Raw genomic sequence first — 15,340 nt, forward strand, 5'->3', positions numbered from 1 at the left:
GGGGCCCGGTCAGCCGGGGACGGAGACCAGGCCCGTCTCGTAGGCCAGGATGACCAGTTGGACCCGGTCGCGGGCGTCCAGTTTGGCCAGCAGCCGGGTCATGTAGGTCTTCACGGTGGCGATGCTGAGGACCAGTTCGGCGGCGATCTCGGTGTTGGACAGGCCCCGGCCGACCAGAGTGAGGATCTCCCGCTCCCGGTCGGTGATCGCGTCCAGCCGGCGCGACGCCGGGACCGCGGCCGGGTTCGGGTTCAGCTTCGGGTGCTGCCCGGCGAAGGCTCCGATCAGCCGCCGGGTGACGCTCGGCGCGATCAGCGCGTCCCCCGCGGCGACCACCCGCACCGCGGCGAGGATGTCGTCCAGCGCCATGTCCTTGACCAGGAAGCCGGAAGCCCCGGCGCGCAGCGCCGCGTACACGTGCTCGTCCTCGTCGAAGGTGGTGAGCACCACCACCCTGGTCGGCCCGCCGGCGGCGGTCACCTGCCGGGTAGCCTCGATGCCGTCGGTGCCGGGCATCCGGATGTCCATCACCACGACGTCCGGCCGCAGTTCGGCGGCCAGCCGGACGGCCTCGGCGCCGTCGCCCGCCTCGCCGACCACCTCGACGTCCGCCGTCTCCGTGATCACCATCTCCAGGGCGGCCCGTACCAGCGGCTGGTCGTCGGCCAGTACGACGCGGATCATGCGGTCTCCTCCCCGGGGATCGGCAGCCGGGCGGCGACCCGGAAGCCGCCGTCCGGGCGCGGCCCGGCTTCGAACTCGCCGTGCAGCAGGGCGACCCGCTCGCGCAGCCCGGCCAGCCCGAAGCCGCTGCCGGGCGCGGCGCCGTGGCCCCGGCCGCGGTCGGTGATCTCGACGGAGAGCTCCCCCGCGGTACGGCCGACGGTCACCAGGCAGTCGCGAACCTCCGCGTGGCGCACCACGTTGGTGACCGACTCCTGGATGATCCGGAACGCCGAGAGGTCGATCTCCGGTGGCAGCGGCCCCGGTTCACCCGAGCGCCGCACCTCGACCCGCACGCCCGCCGCGGTGGTGGTCTCGGCCAGCCGGTCGAGGTCGGCCAGGCCGTGCGGGACGGTGTCCGACACCTCGCCGTCGGCCTGCCGCAGAGCGACCAGCATCCGGCGCAGCGCGGCCAGGGTCTCCCGGCCGGCGGCCTCGATCTCGCCCAGCGCCTGCTCGGCCCGCTCGGGCCGGCGGTGGATCACCCGGCGGGCGGCGCCGGCCTGGAGGGCGACGATTCCGAGGCTGTGGGCGACGGTGTCGTGCATCTCCCGGGCGATCCGCAGCCGTTCGGCGGTCACCGCCTCGACGGCGGCCCTGCTGCTCAGGGCTTCGGCGTGTTCCCGGTTCTGCCGCAGCGAGCGCCCGGCCAGCCAGGCGACCAGGGCGAGCAGCGCGGCGCCGTCGGCCGAGCCGATGCGGGTCCCGGTGAAGACGCCCACGGTGTTGCCCGGGACCATGCCGATGTGCAGGACCAGGAAGGTCATCACCAGAGCGAAGGCGGCGCGCGAACTTCGACGCGTCCCTCGGGCGGTGATCACGAAGAGCGCGACGTCCACGGCGAGCAACGCGGTGGGGGGCACCTGGTGCTTGGCGGCCCAGCCGTCGGTCTCGGTCCAGGTGGCGATCAGCAGCACGGCGACCGAGAGCACCGGTACCCGGCGCACCAGCGCGGCGCCGGCGAAGGCTATTGCCGTATCACCCAAAGTGAACGGCAGGCCGCCGTGCGCGGCGGCGCCGCCGTACTGCCGCCATCCGGTGTCGCGGAGCGCCAGGGCGGGATAGGCGACGGCCACGCACCAGGCGAGGGCGACCCAGGCCTCGGGCGGGAGGCGCCGGATCAACGGGGGCGTGGGTGTAGCGGGCATGGTTCAAGATCGTAACGACGGGGGTGGGCGCCGTCATCCAACCGTGGTTGTACGACCGGGGCAGACCCGCGGTGTCGACACCGGTCCGATGCGGCGGTCGGGGCTCCCCCGGCACCGTGGTGCCCATGATCGAAGTCAACGAACTGACCAAGCGCTACGGCCGCCGAACGGCCGTCGACCGGCTGACCTTCACCGTCCGCCCCGGCCACGTCACCGGCTTCCTCGGCCCCAACGGCGCGGGCAAGTCCACCACCCTGCGGATGGCCCTCGGCCTCAACGACCCCACCTCGGGCACCGTCACCGTCGACGGCCGGGCCTTCCGCGGGCTGCCGCGCGGCCTGCGAGAGGTCGGCGCGCTGCTCGACGCGGGCGACGTCCACGGCGGACGCACCGGCGTGGCCCACCTGCGGGTGCTGGCCCGCAGCAACGCGATCCCGCGCGGCCGGGTGGAGGAGGTGCTGGCCGAGGTCGGACTCACCGACGCCGCCGGTCGGCGGATCGGCGGCTACTCGCTGGGCATGAAGCAGCGCCTGGGCATCGCCGGCGCCCTGCTCGGCGACCCGCCCGTCCTGCTCTTCGACGAGCCGCTGAACGGACTTGACCCGGAGGGCGTGCTGTGGGTGCGCGGGCTGTTCCGCCGACTCGCCGCGGAGGGCCGGACGGTCTTCGTCTCCAGCCACATGATGGCCGAGATGGAGCACACCGCGGACCGGCTGGTGGTGATCGGCCGCGGACGGCTGATCGCCGACGAGAGCCTCACCGAGTTCGCCGCCCGGGCAGGCCGGGCCGCCGTCACCGTGCGCGCCGCCGAACCCGAGCGGCTGACCGCCGTGCTGCGCGCCGCCGGCGCCGAGATACGCCCCGGCCCGGACGGCAGCCTCGACGTCACCGGCCTGGACGCCGGCCGTATCGGCGAACTCGCCCTGGAACAGCGTCTGTTGCTGTACGCCCTGACCGAGCGCGGCGCCTCCCTGGAGGAGGCCTTCATGGAACTGACCGCCGACAGCGTCGAATACCTCGCCGGAGAGCCCCGATGAGCACCGCCACCCTCCCGACCCCCGTTCGCCGCCACCGCTTCGGCGACCTGCTCGCCGCCGAGTGGCTCAAGTTCTGGTCGCTGCGCTCGATCCCCTGGGTGCTCGGCCTCGCCACGCTGCTCGTCGTCGCCGCCGATCTCAAGTCCGCCCAGTACACCCACGACCACTACACGCCGGGCGACGGCGATCCGGCGGTGATGGCGCAGGTCGCGCTGGACGACTCCTTCATCACGGCCTCCGCCGACATCCTGATGCTGGTCGGCGGCGGCCTGGGAGCGATCGTCATCGCGGGCGAGTACGCGACCGGGCTGATCCGCACCACCCTGGCCGCCGTCCCCGACCGCCGCGCGGTGCTGCTGGCCAAGGCGGCGGTGCTGACGGCGGTGCTGCTCGGCTTCGGGACGGTCACCGCGGGCGTCTCCTTCGGCCTCACCCAGGCGATCCTGGCCGACCGGGGCATCGGGCAGTCCCTGAGCGACCCGACGGCCCTGCGGTACGTGGCCGCCGCCGCGCTGTTCGCCCCGGTGTGCGGACTGGTCGGGCTCTGCCTCGGCACGCTGATCCGGCACAGTGCGGGCGCGGTGGTCGGCACCGTGGTGGTGCTGTTCTTCCTGCCGTCCCTGGTCACCGAGCGCTACCGCTGGACCGCCGACCTGCTGCACGCCCTGCCCTTTCCCGCCTGGCAGCGCCTGGCCCGGATCACCCTGGCGGGCATGCGGCCGACCGACTACCCGGCCACCGTCGCGGGCGCCTGGACCACGTACGGGGTGTGGGCGCTCGCCTCGGTGGCCATCGCGACGGTGGTGATCCAGCGCCGCGACCACTGACGGTCGGACGGCCGCGAGTGATCAGAAGGCCGCGATGCTGCCCGGCGCCCGCTCGGCCCGGCTGAGCGCCCGCAGCACGCTCACCTGGCCGTGCCTGCGCACCGCCAGCCGGGTCAGCAGGACGATCACCGACTCGGCCGTCCCCGGCGGGAGTTCGGGGGTCGGCGCACCGACGCTGACCGCGAGGTCGTCCGCATGGACGGCCAGCTCCATCGTCCGGGTGGCCAGCAGGTCGTCCAGCGTCAGCGACCAGGCGCCCCAGAACGGCAGCCGCACCGGCCGGCGGCCGTCCTCGCCCAGGAGGACGGCCGGGAGCCCGGCGAGCGTGCCGGAGACGCGCCGGCTCAACGCCGCGGGGCCGGAGGCCCCCAGCGCCTCACTGCCCTGCCGGATCCGCACGTTGATCTCGGCCTCGACCCCGGCGCCGATCCACCGCGACCGGCGGTAGTGCTCCAGCAGCCCCACCGTCTCCTCGACCGGCACCGGGGCGGCCAGCACCTCCGGCACGCAGAGCACCTGGTACGCCAGGTGCCCGGCCAGGCCGCCCACGCTCCACTGCGCCAGCGCACTCGGCCGCGCCCACCCCTCGGCCACCTCCGTCCGCCGCAGCAGCGCCTCGGCCGCGCCGGCCGCCGCCAGGAAGTCCGCCCGGGCATCCGTCATGCCGCACCTCCCACCGCTTCCGTCCACCCGGATTATCCGACGGGACAAGGTGTCACGGAACTTGGGTGCGCCCAGCGTTCTCCCGCTGGTTCGCCCACTCGTCGGCCAGGGCCACCAGCAGCGCCGCGAGGACCAGGCCCGAGGCGACCGTGTCGGCGAGTTGGAAGGCGAGGGCCCAGTCGGGGTGGGGTCCTGCGGCGTGGGCGAAGAAGACCGAGCCGACGACGGCGATGCCGACGGCCGAGCCGACCCGCTGGGCGGTCTGCAGGACGCCGCCGGCGCTGCCGGCGCGGGCGCGCGGCACGTGCTGGAGGGTGAGCGTCTGGTTGGGGGCGATCACCAGGCCGCTGCCCACCCCGGCGACCAGCAGCGGGCCGAGGGTCGTCCAGCCCACCGAGGGCCCGGACCACAGCTGGACGGCCAGGGCTGAGGCCAGCAGGCCGAGCAGCACCAGCAGCAGCCCGAGCACCACCAGCCGGCGTCCGAGCCGGCTGACCAGCCGCCCGCCCACGGCGGCGGCCACGCCCGAGCCGACCGCGAAGGGGGTGACCGCCAGGCCCGCCGTCAGCGCCGAGTAGTGCAGGCCCGCCTGGAGGTAGAGCGTGAAGATGAAGAAGATCGCGGTGAACCCGGCGAAGTACACCAGCGACAGCAGCACCCCCGCCGCGTACGGCCGCACCCCGAACAGGGCCATGCTGACCAGCGGTTCGTGCCGCCGGGCATAGTGCAGCTCCCAGCCGACGAAGGCGGTCAGCAGCACGGCCGCCAGCGGCAGCAGCAGCCAGCGGGCCGGGCCGTGCCACTGCTGGCCCTGGACGAAGGGCAGCAGCAGGGCGACGGTGCCGGCGCCGAGCAGCAGCACCCCGACCGGGTCGAAGTCGCGGTGGCCGGCCCGTTCGGCGGCCGGGCGGGGCGGCGGAAGCAGCCGGTAGGCGATCGGCAGGGCGACGACGCCGATCGGCAGGTTGACCAGGAACACCCAGCGCCAGCCGTCCTGCGGGCCGAACAGGTGGATCAGCAGTCCGCCGAGCAGCGGCCCGACGGCGGTGGACAGTCCGATGGTGGCGCCGAGCGCGCCGAAGGCCCGGCCGCGTTCGGCGCCCTCGAACAGGGTCTGGATGAAGCCGGACACCTGCGGCACCAGCACCCCGCCGGCCGCGCCCTGGAACAGCCGGGCCAGCACCAGCCACTCCTGGTCCTGGGCCGCCCCGGCCAGCGCGCTGGCGGCGGTGAACAGGGCGAGCCCGGCGAGGAAGACGGCGCGCCGGCTGCGGGCGTCGCCGAGCCGCCCGGAGGGGACGAGCACCAGGCCGAAGGCGAGCGCGTAGCCGCTGAGCACCCACTGGAGTCCGCTGTTCGACATGTGCAGCCCGGCCCGGACGGTGGGCAGCGCGACGTTCACGATGCTGACGTCCAGCAGGGTCATGAATCCGGCGACCAGGCAGATCGTCAGCGCCCGCCAGCGCCGGGCCTCGGCCCGCCCACCGGCGGCGGTGGCACCGGGCGGCTGCGGCTTCTCCGCGTCGCGGGAGGGTTGGGAGGTCATGGGGCCTCTTCCCGGGGTCCGGGCACTGGTCCCGACTGGTCCTGGCTCTGCTCCGGCTCATCCTCGCCCGGCCCCCAGCGGGCCGCCACCCGGGTCCGCCGCGGCCCGGGCCCGTCGAGCCGGGAGGCCCGTCCGTACCCACCCGGAGCGCGCGGCGTGGACCCGGACACCGTCCGCGGCATCGACGGCGACGCCGACACCCGGGTCGGTCGCCGGGCCTGGGCGCTGATGGAGGTCGCCCGGCACGCCGCGGCCGTCGGGCACTCCGACCTTGACCTGGTCACCGCCCGCAAGCGGGTCCCCCGAGGTCCTGGAGCCGGTCTTCGATCGGATGGCCACCCAGGGCTACCTCAGCCGCGACGGCGACCGCCTCCTCCACGCCCAGGCCGGCGCCCGCGCGAAGGACGGCGCCAGGGTCTGACCGGGCAGGTCAGCGGGCCAGCAGGTCCCGGACGGCCGAGGTGATCTCCTCGGGCGCCTCCTCCGCCATGAAGTGCCCCGCACCGGTCAGCCGGTGGTCCAGGTCCGGCGCCCACGCCCGCCACACCGCGGCGGCGTCGTAGCCCAGCCGCGCTCCCCAGTCCTGCTGGACCACCGTCACGGGCATCGCCAGCTGGGACCCGGCGTCCAGATCCGCCTGGTCGTGCCGGACGTCGACGCCCGCCGAGGCCCGGTAGTCCGCGACGATCGAGGCCACCGCGGCGGCGCTCGCCCGCAGGTACTCGGCCCGGACCTCCGGCGGCAGGACGGCCGGATCGTCCGCCCAGGCGTCGAGGAAGGAACCGAAGAACGCGTCCGCGCTGTTCGCGATCATCGTCTCCGGCAGGCCGGGCGGCTGCGCCATCAGGTACAGGTGGTAGCCGACCGCCGCCGACACCCCGTGCAGGACGTTCCACATGTCGAGCGTCGGCACGACGTCGAGGATGCCCAGGTGGGTGACGGTATCGGGGTGGTCCAGCCCGGCCCGGAAGGCGACCAGGGCGCCCCGGTCGTGGCCTACCAGCGCGAAGCGGTCGTGGCCGAGCGCGGCCGCCAGGGCCACCACGTCGGCGGCCATGGTGCGCTTGGCGTACACCTCGGGACCGGTCCCGGCCGGCTTGTCGCTGGCGCCGTAGCCCCGCAGGTCGGGGCAGATCACCGTGTGCTCGTCGGCGAGCCGCTCGGCGACGTGCCGCCACATCAGGTGGGTCTGGGGGAAGCCGTGCAGCAGCACGACCGGGCTTCCGCTGCCGTTTCCGCCGACCGCGGCGGTCAGCTGCACCCCGTCCGCGCCGGGCAGGCGGAGGTGGTCGAAGCCGGGGATGGTGGGTGCCATGGGGGGCGTCCTCTCGGGTCTGGGACTGGGCGTCGGCAACCGGGGGCCGGGGCCGGGAGGCTCGGGCCGGAACCGGGGCCGGGAACCGACCCGACCAGCGTGGGCGACCGCGATCAGCAACCGATCAGTGCGGTTCGGCACGGCCCACCCCCGGCACCGAGGATGGGGGCATGCGAATCGACGTGCTCGGAGCCGTACGGGCCCTCCGCGACGACGGCAGCCCGGTGGAGCTGGGCGGCCCCCGCCACCGCGAGGTGCTGGCCCGGCTGGTCGCCGCCGAGGGCCGGATGGTCACCACCGACACCCTCGTCGACGACCTGTGGACCGACCCTCCGGTCCGCGCCGTGGGCGCCCTGCGGACCTTCGTCGCCGCGCTGCGCCGCGCCCTCGAACCCGACCGTCCGCCGCGCGACGCGCCGCGCGTCCTCGTCACCGAGGGCCCCGGTTACGCGCTGCGCCTGCCCCGCGAGGACGTGGACGCCCACCGGTTCCAGGACACCCTGGCCCGCGCCCGGCGCGACCCCGGCGCGGTGGCCGAACTCGGCGCGGTGCTCGCCGCCTGGCGCGGGCCCGCCTATGCCGACGTGCCCGACTCCGCCTGGGCGCAGCGCGAGCGCGCCCGACTGGAGGAGCTGCGGCTGGAGGCGGTGGAACTGCGCGCCCGGATTCTGCTCGACTCCGGGCAGGGGGCCGAGCTCGTCGCCGAGTTGGGCGCCCACGTCGCCGAACACCCGTGGCGCGAGCCGGCCTGGGGCCTGCTCGCCCGTGCGCTGCACCGGGCGGGTCGCCAGGCCGATGCCCTGGCCGTCCTCCGCCGCGCCCGCAGCATGCTCGTCGACCAGCTCGGGCTCGACCCGGGTGCCGAACTCCGGCGCCTGGAGACCGAGATCCTCAACGGCCCCGCGCCCGGCGAGGCCGCCCGCGCCACCTGGGCCGGCCCCGGCGTGCGGCTCGGCCCGCGCACCACCGTGGAGCTGGCCCGCACCCTCGCCCTGGCGGGCGGCGACGCCCTCGTCCACTCCCGGCGCGACCGGCTCGCCGCGATCCGGGCGGCCGAACGCACCGGAGACCTCCTGCTGACCGCCCGGATCATCGGCGCCTACGACGTGCCCGCGCTCTGGAGCCGGGCCGACGACCCCGAACAGTCGCGCGCGGTCGTGGAGGCCGCCGAGCGCACCCTGAGCGCGCTCGGCCCCGACGGGCCCGCCGACCTGTCGGCCCGTCTCCTGGCCACCATCGCCGTCGAGAGCCGCAGCGCCGACCTGTCCGGGGCCGAACCGGTGCGCGCCGGGCGGGCGGCCAGGCAGGCCGAGGCGCTGGCCCGGGGCCTGGCCGATCCCGGCCTGCTGGCCTTCGCCCTCAACGGGGTGTTCCTGCAGTCCTTCGGCCGCCCCGGGCTGGCCCCGGTCCGGGACCGGATCGGCGCCGAGCTGCTCGACCTGGGCGGCCGGCACGGGCTGGCGAACTTCGCCGTACTGGGCCGGCTCGTCCGCCTGCAGTCCGCCTCGGCTCTGGGCGAACTGGACGCCGCGACCGCCCACGCCGAGGCGGCCGACGGGCTCGCCGCCACCACCGAGGCGCCGCTCGTCCCCGTCCTCACCGGGTGGCTCCGCGCCCGGGTCACGGCCGCCCGCAGCACCGAACCCGGCGGGCCGACCGCCGCCACGGCCGCGGCGGAGTACCGCGCCGCCGAGGAGGCCCTCCGGACGGCCGGGATGCCGGGGCTGCACCGCGGGCTCTTCCCGCTCGCCCTGCTGGGGCTGCGCCTGCTGCACGACCGGCCGGCGCCCACCGACCGGCGGCTCGACTGGGGACCGTACCGGCCCTGGACCCGGCCCCTGGTGCTGCTCGCCGAGGACCGGACCGCGGAGGCCCGGGCCGCCCTCGCCGCGGCGCCCGAACCACCGCACGACCACCTCCAGGAGGCCCTGTGGTGCCTGACGGCCCGCGCCGCCGTCCGCCTCGGCGAACGCACCGTCGCCGCCCGGGCCGCGGCCGCCCTGCGCGGCGCCGCCGCGGAGGACGCCGGCGCGGCCAGCGGGATGCTGACGCTGGGCCCGGTGGCGCGGTACCTGGCGGAGGCGGAGGCCTGCGCCGGGAATTGACGGTCGCAGGTGCGGCCGGAGTCGGCGACGGGGCAGCCGCACCTGCTGATGCCCGATCGTGGAGGAGGTCATCGCCTGACCGGGCACCGGACCCCGCGGCGGGCCCACCGGCCGGCGGCAGGTCAACCGGTCGGCGGCGGGTCACCCGGCCAGCGGCGGGTCGAGCCGGGCGAAGCCGGCCTGGCGGCGGTACGGGAAGTACGGGTAGGGCGCGGTACGGGCGCTGGCCGCGTCCAGCCGGGCGACCTGGTCCTCCGTCAGCGACCAGCCGATGGCGCCGAGGTTCTGCCGGAGCTGCTCCTCGTTGCGGGCGCCGATGATGACCGAGGAGACGGTCGGGCGGCGCAGCAGCCAGTTGATGGCCACCTGGGGGACGGTGCGGCCGGTCTCGGCGGCGATCCCGTCCAGGGCGTCGACCACCCGGTACAGCAGCTCGTCCTCGACCGGCGGGCCGTAGTCGGCGGTGTCGTGCAGCCGGCTGCCGGCCGGGAGCGGTTCACCGCGCCGGATCCGGCCGGTGAGGCGGCCCCAGCCGAGCGGGCTCCACACCAGGGCGCCGACGCCCTCCTGCCGGGCGAGCGGCATCAGCTCCCACTCGTAGTCGCGACCGACCAGTGAGTAGTAGACCTGGTGGGCGGCGTAGCGGGGGCGGCCGTGGCGGTCGGCGAGGTCCAGGGACTTCATCAGCTGCCAGCCGGAGAAGTTGGAGACGCCGGTGTAGCGGATCTTGCCCGCGCGGACCAGGTCCTCCAGGGTGGCCAGTACCTCCTCGATCGGGGTGGCGGCGTCGTAGGCGTGCAGTTGGAACAGGTCGAGGTAGTCGGTGCCGAGGCGGCGCAGGGCGTCGTCCACCGACCGGATGAGCCGGGCCCGGGAGGTACCGGCGTCCTGCGGGCCGTCGCCGAGCGGCAGTCCGGCCTTGGTGGAGATCAGCACCCGGTCGCGGCGGCCGCGGACGGCCTGGCCGAGCACCTCTTCGGACGCGCCGTCGGAGTAGACGTCGGCGGTGTCGAAGAGGGTGACCCCCGCGTCGACGGCGATGTCGAGCAGCCGGCGGGCCTCCTGGACGTCGGTGGTGCCCCAGGCGCCGAACAGCGGGCCGCGGCCGCCGAAGGTGCCGGTGCCGAGGCTGAGCGCGGGGACCTTGAGTCCGGATGCGCCGAGCCGGCGGTACTCCATGCCGTTGGATTCCATGGTGGTTGCCATGACAGTTCTCCCCTCGAAGCCCCTAATGGGACTCCCGTTCCGTTAGGATGTCTCGAAGTTAGCAGACTTCGCCCTACTAATGGAACAGGAATCCCGTTAATGGCTGCCGAGCCGGTTGAAGCCGCCGCGTCCGCCGCCCCTGCCGCGCCCGGGACGCCGGGCACGCCCGAGAGACCCGGGACGCCCGGAACCGTCCGCCCGGGGGGCCGCACCGCCCGGGTCCGCGCCGCCGTCCTGCGGGCCGCCGAGGACGCCCTGGTCGAGCACGGCTTCGGCGGCCTCGACCTCGCCGACCTCGCCCAGCGGGCCGAGGTCGGCCGCACCACCGTCTACCGCCGCTGGGGCAGCACCACCGCCCTGGTCGCCGACCTGCTCACCGACATGGCCGAGCAGTCGCTGCCGCGCTCCCGCAGCGGCTCGCTCGCCGAGGACCTCCGGGCCAACGCCCGGCTGGTCCGGCGGACCCTGGCGGACCCTCGGCAGGGCGCGCTGTTCCGGGCCGTCATCGTCGCCGCCAACGGCGATCCGGGGACGGCCGAGGCCCTGCGGCACTTCTACCGGCGCCGGGTGGAGGAATGGGCGCCGTGCGTCACCGAGGCCGTCGAACGCGGCGAACTCCCGCCGGACACCGACCCGTTCGAGGTGATCCGGGCCGTCTCGGCGCCGCTCTACTACCGGATGCTCACCACCGCCGAGCCGCTCGACGAGCCGGCCGCCGACCGCGCCGCGGCCGCCGCCGAGGCCGCCGCCCGGGCGGGGGCGTACCGGCGCCAGGAGCCCTGAACGGGCCCGGCCGCACGGCCGGGTACCGGAACGGCCGCACAACGCGGTTGCGTGGTGCGGCCGTTCGGCATGGGAGGCTCATCGAGCGGGTCGGTCTCGTAGGTCTCCCGCATGTGCTCCAGCGACCTACGGGCAGATGGCGGTCGTCGTCGGCTGACCGGACCGGCCGGAACCGGTACGTCGGTTCCGGCCGTTGGGAGGGAGCAGGAGGAGTGGCGACGATGCTCAGAAGAACGAGTCGTCGTCGTCCTCGTAGTAGTTGTTGACGACCACCTGGGGCTCGTCGTCACTCAGCGCCTCGTTGAGCAGCATGCCGCCGACCAGACCGGCCGCACCGGCGCCGAGCATGGCGCCGGTCCCGAAGCGGCGGCCGCCCTGGTCCTGCTGCTGGGCGGGCACGTGCGGCTGGACCTGCTGCTGCGGGTAGCCCGCCTGCTGCGGGGTGTAGAACGGCGGGACGGTCGTCTGCACCCGCTGGGCACAGGCCGCGCAGGTCTCGACCTGGCGCGGCACGCCCCACTGCGGCTGCCACAGCACCACGGCCGAGCCGACGCCGTGGGTGGGGTCGAAGAAACACGTCACGGGCGAACTCCCTGTAGCTGGCTGGGTCTTCGGAACGGCGGGGACGACGGCGGCGGGCGCTGCCGCCGGCATCGGGGGCAGCGGCGCGGGGGCCGGGGCCGACGCCGGGGCCGAGGGGGCGGCCGGCGCCGGCTGGAGGACGTCGACGCCGAAGTCGGTGGCGATGCCCGCTAGCCCCGAGGCGTAGCCCTGGCCGACGGCGCGGAACTTCCAGTCCGCGCCGTTCCGGTAGAGCTCGCCGAACACCATCGCCGTCTCGCTGCCCGTCTCCGGGATCACGTCGTAGCGGGCCACCTCGGCGCCGCCGTCCGCGTCGGTCAGCCGGACGTACGCGCCGCGCACCTGCCCGAAGGCCTGCCGGCGCTGCGCCGCATCGTAGATCGCCACCGCGAAGACGACCTTCTGCACGTCGGCCGAGACGTCCGCGAGCCGGACCTCGATCCGCTCCCGGTCCTCGCCCTCGCCGCCCCCGCCGTCGGCACCGAGGTGACGCACCGCGCCGTCCGGGCTCTGCAGGTTGTTGAAGAAGACGAAGTGCTGGTCCGTGAGGACCTTTCCGGACGCCCCGCAGAGCAGGGCGCTGGCGTCCAGGTCGTACCCGGGGCCGGCCGTCCAGCCGAGGCAGACCCGGACGGACCGCACGCCGGGCGCCTGCCGGTTAAGGGAGACGTTGCCGCCCTTCGTCAGGGCCACACTCATGGGGTTTCCTCCACCACCGTCCGAATCACGCTGTTCGACCACGACAACGCTGTAGACGCCACACCGGTTCCCGGGACCTCGATCAGAAGCGGACGGGGAGTTCCAGCAGGCCACGGGCCCTCATGGTGGGCCGGTGGCGCAGTTGCTCGGCCGGGACGCCCAGGGCCAGCGCGGGGAAGCGGCGCAGCAGGGCGGTGATCGCGAGCGCCGTCTCCATCCGCGCCAGCGGGGCGCCCAGGCAGTAGTGGATGCCGTGGCCGAGCGCGAGGTGGCCGCTCTCCCTGCGGCGCAGGTCGAGCCGGTCGGGCTCGCCGAACTGCTCGGGGTCGCGGTTGGCGGAGGCGAGCGAGAGCAGCACCGTCTCCCCCGCCGGGACGGTGACGCCGCCGATGGTGACGTCCTCGCGCGGGAAGCGGCGGATGGCCAGCGGGGCAGGTCCGTCGAAGCGGGCGAACTCCTCGACTGCTCCCGCGACCAGCTCCGGTTCGGCGCGCAGCGTGGCGAGCTGCTCGGGGTGGGTGAGCAGGGCGAGCACGGCGTTGGCGATCAGGTGGACGGTGTTCTCGTAGCCCGCGAAGAGGATGAGGAAGGCGAGCGAGGTCAGTTCCTCCTCGCTCAGCCGGTCCTGCTCGTCCCGGACGGCGATCAGGTCGGAGAGCAGGTCGTCGGCCGGCTCGGCGCGCTTGCGCCCGATCAGGCCGGTGAAGAAGGCGAGCATCGCCCTGACGGCGTCGCGGGCCTGCTCGGGGCGGTCCGGGTCCGGGGTGATCAGGGTGTCGGTCCAGGCCCGGAAGTCGTGCCGGTCGTCCTCGGGGACGCCGAGCAGGTCGCAGATGACGGTGATCGGAAGCGGCGCGGCGTAGCGCGCGAGCAGGTCGACGCGGCGGCTGGGCCCGGCGGTGTCCTCGACGGCGTCGAGGAGTTGCTCGGCGACGCGCTCGATCGGCGCGCGCAGGGCGGCCATCCGGCGCGGGGTGAAGGCCTGGGCGACCAGGCGGCGGATCCGGGTGTGGTCCGGCGGGTCCATGTTGAGAAGGTTGGCGTCCAGCGCGGGCGGCAGCGCGAAGCCCCGGTAGTTGCCGGGCGCGGCGTGCGCCCTGTCGAGGGCGAGGCGCGGGTCGGCGAGGGCCTGGCGGACGTCCGGGTAGCGGGTCACCAGCCAGACGGGCAGCCCGTCCGGGCCGACGATCCGCTGGACGGGCGCCTCGGCGCGCAGTTCGGCGTAGGTGCCGTAGGGGTCGATGAGCAGGGACTTCACGGTCGGGTCGAGGGGTGTCACCCGGTCAGCCTACGGGGCGCGGGCAGGCACCCTGGCGGGGCGTCAGTGCCGTACCTATTGTCGGAGTCCATGACAAACATTCGCCGTGCCGCCACCCTGGCCACCGCCCTCGCCGGAACCCTCGCCGCCTTGCTCGCCCCGGCCGCCGCCCAGGCCGCACCGGCCGGCTGCCGAACCGTCACCACAGCGTCGCCGGACGCCGAACAGGCCCGCCTCCAGGACGCCCGGACCTCCGTCTTCACCGAGCGCTCCGGCCTGGACGACCTGCTCCACGGCTTCCCCGCCGCGCTCTGCTCCGCCCACACCGCCCACCGCGCCCAGCGGGTGGTGGACGCCTGGGGCCGCAAACTCTGGCGGGCCGGCCTCGACCGCGCCCAGGGCCGCCGGCCCGCCGGCGAGCTGCCCGCCCTCGACGACCGCCCGCTGTACTGGACCCGGCTCGCCATGACCGTCCAACTCGCCCGCTGGCAGCCGGGGTTCGGCGTCGACCAGGCGGAACTCCGGGCCCGCTTCGAGGACGCCTCCCGCGGCCTGGACGACGGCTTCGACGAGCCCGGCCCGGACTCCGCCTCCGGCATCCGGCGGATCTTCATCAGCGGCTTCGACCCGTACGGCCTGGACACCGAGCCGCGCCGCGCCAACCCCTCCGGCGCGGCCGTCCTCCAACTGGACGGCCGGCGGATCACCCTCGCCGACGGCAGCACCGCCGAGGTGCGGGCGGTCGTCCTGCCGGTGCGCTACGGGGACTTCGACAAGGGCATCGTGGAACGCGCCTTCGGCCCCCACCTGCGGCCCGGCGGCCCGCAGTCCGCCGACCTGATCACCAGCATCAGCCAGGGCTACCCCGGCACGTTCACCCTGGAGGCCTGGGCCGGGCGCGCCCGCTCCGCCGACCCGGCCACCGACAACGTCGGCGCGCTCTCCGGCGGCACCGCCTTCCACCCGGTGGACGCCCCGGGCCTGGCCGCCGGCCCGCAGTTCATCCGCACCACCCTGCCCGCCGATGCCATGACGGCCGTCCAGCAGCCCTACCCCGTCCTGCTGAACACCCCGGTCGTCGAGATCCCCGCCGGCGCCACCGCCCCGGTCCAGCGCACCGACGGGCCCACCCCCGGCTCCCGCGCCGTGGCCGGAGGCGGCGGGGGCTACCTCTCCAACGAGGTCGCCTACCGCTCCAACCGGCTGCGCCTCGACCTCGCCCCCGACCTGCCCGGCGGCCACCTCCACACCCCTGTCCTCGACGGCCTGCCGGACCAGCAGGACCAGGTCACCTCACCGGAGTTCGAGCACAACGAGGCCGCGATCTCCGACGAGGTCGGCGCGATCCTGCGCAGCGCGCGGCTCTGAACAGCGCGGGGCTCTGACTGCGCGGGGCTCTGAGCAACGGCGGCACGGCCGGCAGCCAACCGGCTCCGCGGCGGCCCGCC

Annotated in this window: 14 protein-coding genes; 6 read left to right on the forward strand and 8 right to left on the reverse strand. The window is 75.3% G+C overall.

Annotated elements, in window-relative coordinates:
• Positions 1-9 precede the first annotated feature (9 nt).
• Positions 10-684, reverse strand: coding sequence for a response regulator (locus tag HS99_RS18195; protein WP_030289737.1), 675 nt, complete (start codon positions 682-684; stop codon positions 10-12).
• Positions 681-1,871 (reverse strand): sensor histidine kinase, encoded by a 1,191-nt coding sequence (locus HS99_RS18200; protein ID WP_030289738.1) that lies wholly within the window; start codon positions 1,869-1,871, stop codon positions 681-683. Before HS99_RS18200 ends, HS99_RS18195 begins: the two co-directional genes overlap by 4 nt.
• Before the next feature lie 125 nt (positions 1,872-1,996).
• On the opposite strand from HS99_RS18200, the gene HS99_RS18205 reads away from it, so the two are divergent.
• Together HS99_RS18205 and HS99_RS18210 are read left to right on the forward strand one after the other, a co-directional pair.
• Positions 1,997-2,908 (forward strand): ATP-binding cassette domain-containing protein, encoded by a 912-nt coding sequence (locus tag HS99_RS18205; RefSeq protein WP_030554224.1) that lies wholly within the window; start codon positions 1,997-1,999, stop codon positions 2,906-2,908.
• A complete protein-coding gene (locus HS99_RS18210) occupies positions 2,905-3,735 on the forward strand; it encodes an ABC-2 transporter permease (RefSeq protein ID WP_030289739.1) in 831 nt (276 codons plus the stop codon). Before HS99_RS18205 ends, HS99_RS18210 begins: the two co-directional genes overlap by 4 nt.
• Positions 3,736-3,756: 21 nt before the next feature.
• Here HS99_RS18210 and HS99_RS18215 read toward each other — a convergent pair whose 3' ends face one another.
• Both HS99_RS18215 and HS99_RS18220 read right to left on the reverse strand, forming a co-directional pair.
• Complete coding sequence (locus HS99_RS18215) at positions 3,757-4,398, reverse strand: maleylpyruvate isomerase N-terminal domain-containing protein (RefSeq protein WP_030554221.1); 642 nt, start codon at positions 4,396-4,398, stop codon at positions 3,757-3,759.
• A gap of 52 nt (positions 4,399-4,450) precedes the next feature.
• Positions 4,451-5,944 carry an MFS transporter gene (locus HS99_RS18220; RefSeq protein WP_030554219.1) on the reverse strand — a complete coding sequence of 498 codons (1,494 nt, stop codon included), beginning with the start codon at positions 5,942-5,944 and terminating at the stop codon, positions 4,451-4,453.
• A 271-nt stretch (positions 5,945-6,215) separates the two neighbouring features.
• Between HS99_RS18220 and HS99_RS45025 the strand changes: the two genes are divergently transcribed.
• Complete coding sequence (locus tag HS99_RS45025; protein WP_157846591.1) at positions 6,216-6,365, forward strand: hypothetical protein; 150 nt, start codon at positions 6,216-6,218, stop codon at positions 6,363-6,365.
• A gap of 9 nt (positions 6,366-6,374) precedes the next feature.
• Here the strand turns inward: HS99_RS45025 and HS99_RS18225 are convergent, their stop codons facing one another.
• Positions 6,375-7,259 carry an alpha/beta fold hydrolase gene (locus HS99_RS18225; protein WP_030554217.1) on the reverse strand — a complete coding sequence of 295 codons (885 nt, stop codon included), beginning with the start codon at positions 7,257-7,259 and terminating at the stop codon, positions 6,375-6,377.
• A 170-nt stretch (positions 7,260-7,429) separates the two neighbouring features.
• On the opposite strand from HS99_RS18225, the gene HS99_RS18230 reads away from it, so the two are divergent.
• The gene (locus HS99_RS18230) at positions 7,430-9,364 is read left to right on the forward strand and encodes an AfsR/SARP family transcriptional regulator (RefSeq protein WP_030554215.1); all 1,935 of its coding nucleotides are present in this window, start codon (positions 7,430-7,432) and stop codon (positions 9,362-9,364) included.
• Positions 9,365-9,505: 141 nt separating this feature from the next.
• Here the strand turns inward: HS99_RS18230 and HS99_RS18235 are convergent, their stop codons facing one another.
• A complete protein-coding gene (locus HS99_RS18235; RefSeq protein WP_030554212.1) occupies positions 9,506-10,543 on the reverse strand; it encodes an aldo/keto reductase in 1,038 nt (345 codons plus the stop codon).
• Positions 10,544-10,669: 126 nt separating this feature from the next.
• On the opposite strand from HS99_RS18235, the gene HS99_RS18240 reads away from it, so the two are divergent.
• The gene (locus HS99_RS18240) at positions 10,670-11,353 is read left to right on the forward strand and encodes a TetR/AcrR family transcriptional regulator (protein ID WP_030289745.1); all 684 of its coding nucleotides are present in this window, start codon (positions 10,670-10,672) and stop codon (positions 11,351-11,353) included.
• 225 nt (positions 11,354-11,578) lie between these two features.
• Here the strand turns inward: HS99_RS18240 and HS99_RS47835 are convergent, their stop codons facing one another.
• Together HS99_RS47835 and HS99_RS18250 are read right to left on the reverse strand one after the other, a co-directional pair.
• Positions 11,579-12,634 carry a TerD family protein gene (locus HS99_RS47835; protein ID WP_030554207.1) on the reverse strand — a complete coding sequence of 352 codons (1,056 nt, stop codon included), beginning with the start codon at positions 12,632-12,634 and terminating at the stop codon, positions 11,579-11,581.
• Positions 12,635-12,716: 82 nt separating this feature from the next.
• Positions 12,717-13,913 carry a cytochrome P450 family protein gene (locus HS99_RS18250; protein ID WP_030554206.1) on the reverse strand — a complete coding sequence of 399 codons (1,197 nt, stop codon included), beginning with the start codon at positions 13,911-13,913 and terminating at the stop codon, positions 12,717-12,719.
• 69 nt (positions 13,914-13,982) lie between these two features.
• Between HS99_RS18250 and HS99_RS18255 the strand changes: the two genes are divergently transcribed.
• On the forward strand, positions 13,983-15,260 hold the full coding sequence (locus HS99_RS18255; protein ID WP_030554199.1) for a PA0049 C-terminal domain-containing protein: 1,278 nt from the start codon (positions 13,983-13,985) through the stop codon (positions 15,258-15,260).
• Positions 15,261-15,340: the final 80 nt, after the last annotated feature.

Source organism: Kitasatospora aureofaciens, from assembly GCF_001188955.3.
GTDB lineage: Bacteria > Actinomycetota > Actinomycetes > Streptomycetales > Streptomycetaceae > Kitasatospora > Kitasatospora aureofaciens.

What these genes read in the sequence shown, in the direction of transcription:
- HS99_RS18195 (WP_030289737.1), bottom strand. Translation starts at nt 684, where the DNA reads ATGATCCGCGTCGTACTGGCCGACGACCAGCCGCTGGTACGGGCCGCC.
- HS99_RS18200 (WP_030289738.1), bottom strand. Translation starts at nt 1,871, where the DNA reads ATGCCCGCTACACCCACGCCCCCGTTGATCCGGCGCCTCCCGCCCGAG.
- HS99_RS18205 (WP_030554224.1), top strand. Translation starts at nt 1,997, where the DNA reads ATGATCGAAGTCAACGAACTGACCAAGCGCTACGGCCGCCGAACGGCC.
- HS99_RS18210 (WP_030289739.1), top strand. Translation starts at nt 2,905, where the DNA reads ATGAGCACCGCCACCCTCCCGACCCCCGTTCGCCGCCACCGCTTCGGC.
- HS99_RS18215 (WP_030554221.1), bottom strand. Translation starts at nt 4,398, where the DNA reads ATGACGGATGCCCGGGCGGACTTCCTGGCGGCGGCCGGCGCGGCCGAG.
- HS99_RS18220 (WP_030554219.1), bottom strand. Translation starts at nt 5,944, where the DNA reads ATGACCTCCCAACCCTCCCGCGACGCGGAGAAGCCGCAGCCGCCCGGT.
- HS99_RS18225 (WP_030554217.1), bottom strand. Translation starts at nt 7,259, where the DNA reads ATGGCACCCACCATCCCCGGCTTCGACCACCTCCGCCTGCCCGGCGCG.
- HS99_RS18230 (WP_030554215.1), top strand. Translation starts at nt 7,430, where the DNA reads ATGCGAATCGACGTGCTCGGAGCCGTACGGGCCCTCCGCGACGACGGC.
- HS99_RS18235 (WP_030554212.1), bottom strand. Translation starts at nt 10,543, where the DNA reads ATGGAGTACCGCCGGCTCGGCGCATCCGGACTCAAGGTCCCCGCGCTC.
- HS99_RS18240 (WP_030289745.1), top strand. Translation starts at nt 10,670, where the DNA reads ATGGCTGCCGAGCCGGTTGAAGCCGCCGCGTCCGCCGCCCCTGCCGCG.
- HS99_RS47835 (WP_030554207.1), bottom strand. Translation starts at nt 12,634, where the DNA reads ATGAGTGTGGCCCTGACGAAGGGCGGCAACGTCTCCCTTAACCGGCAG.
- HS99_RS18255 (WP_030554199.1), top strand. Translation starts at nt 13,983, where the DNA reads ATGACAAACATTCGCCGTGCCGCCACCCTGGCCACCGCCCTCGCCGGA.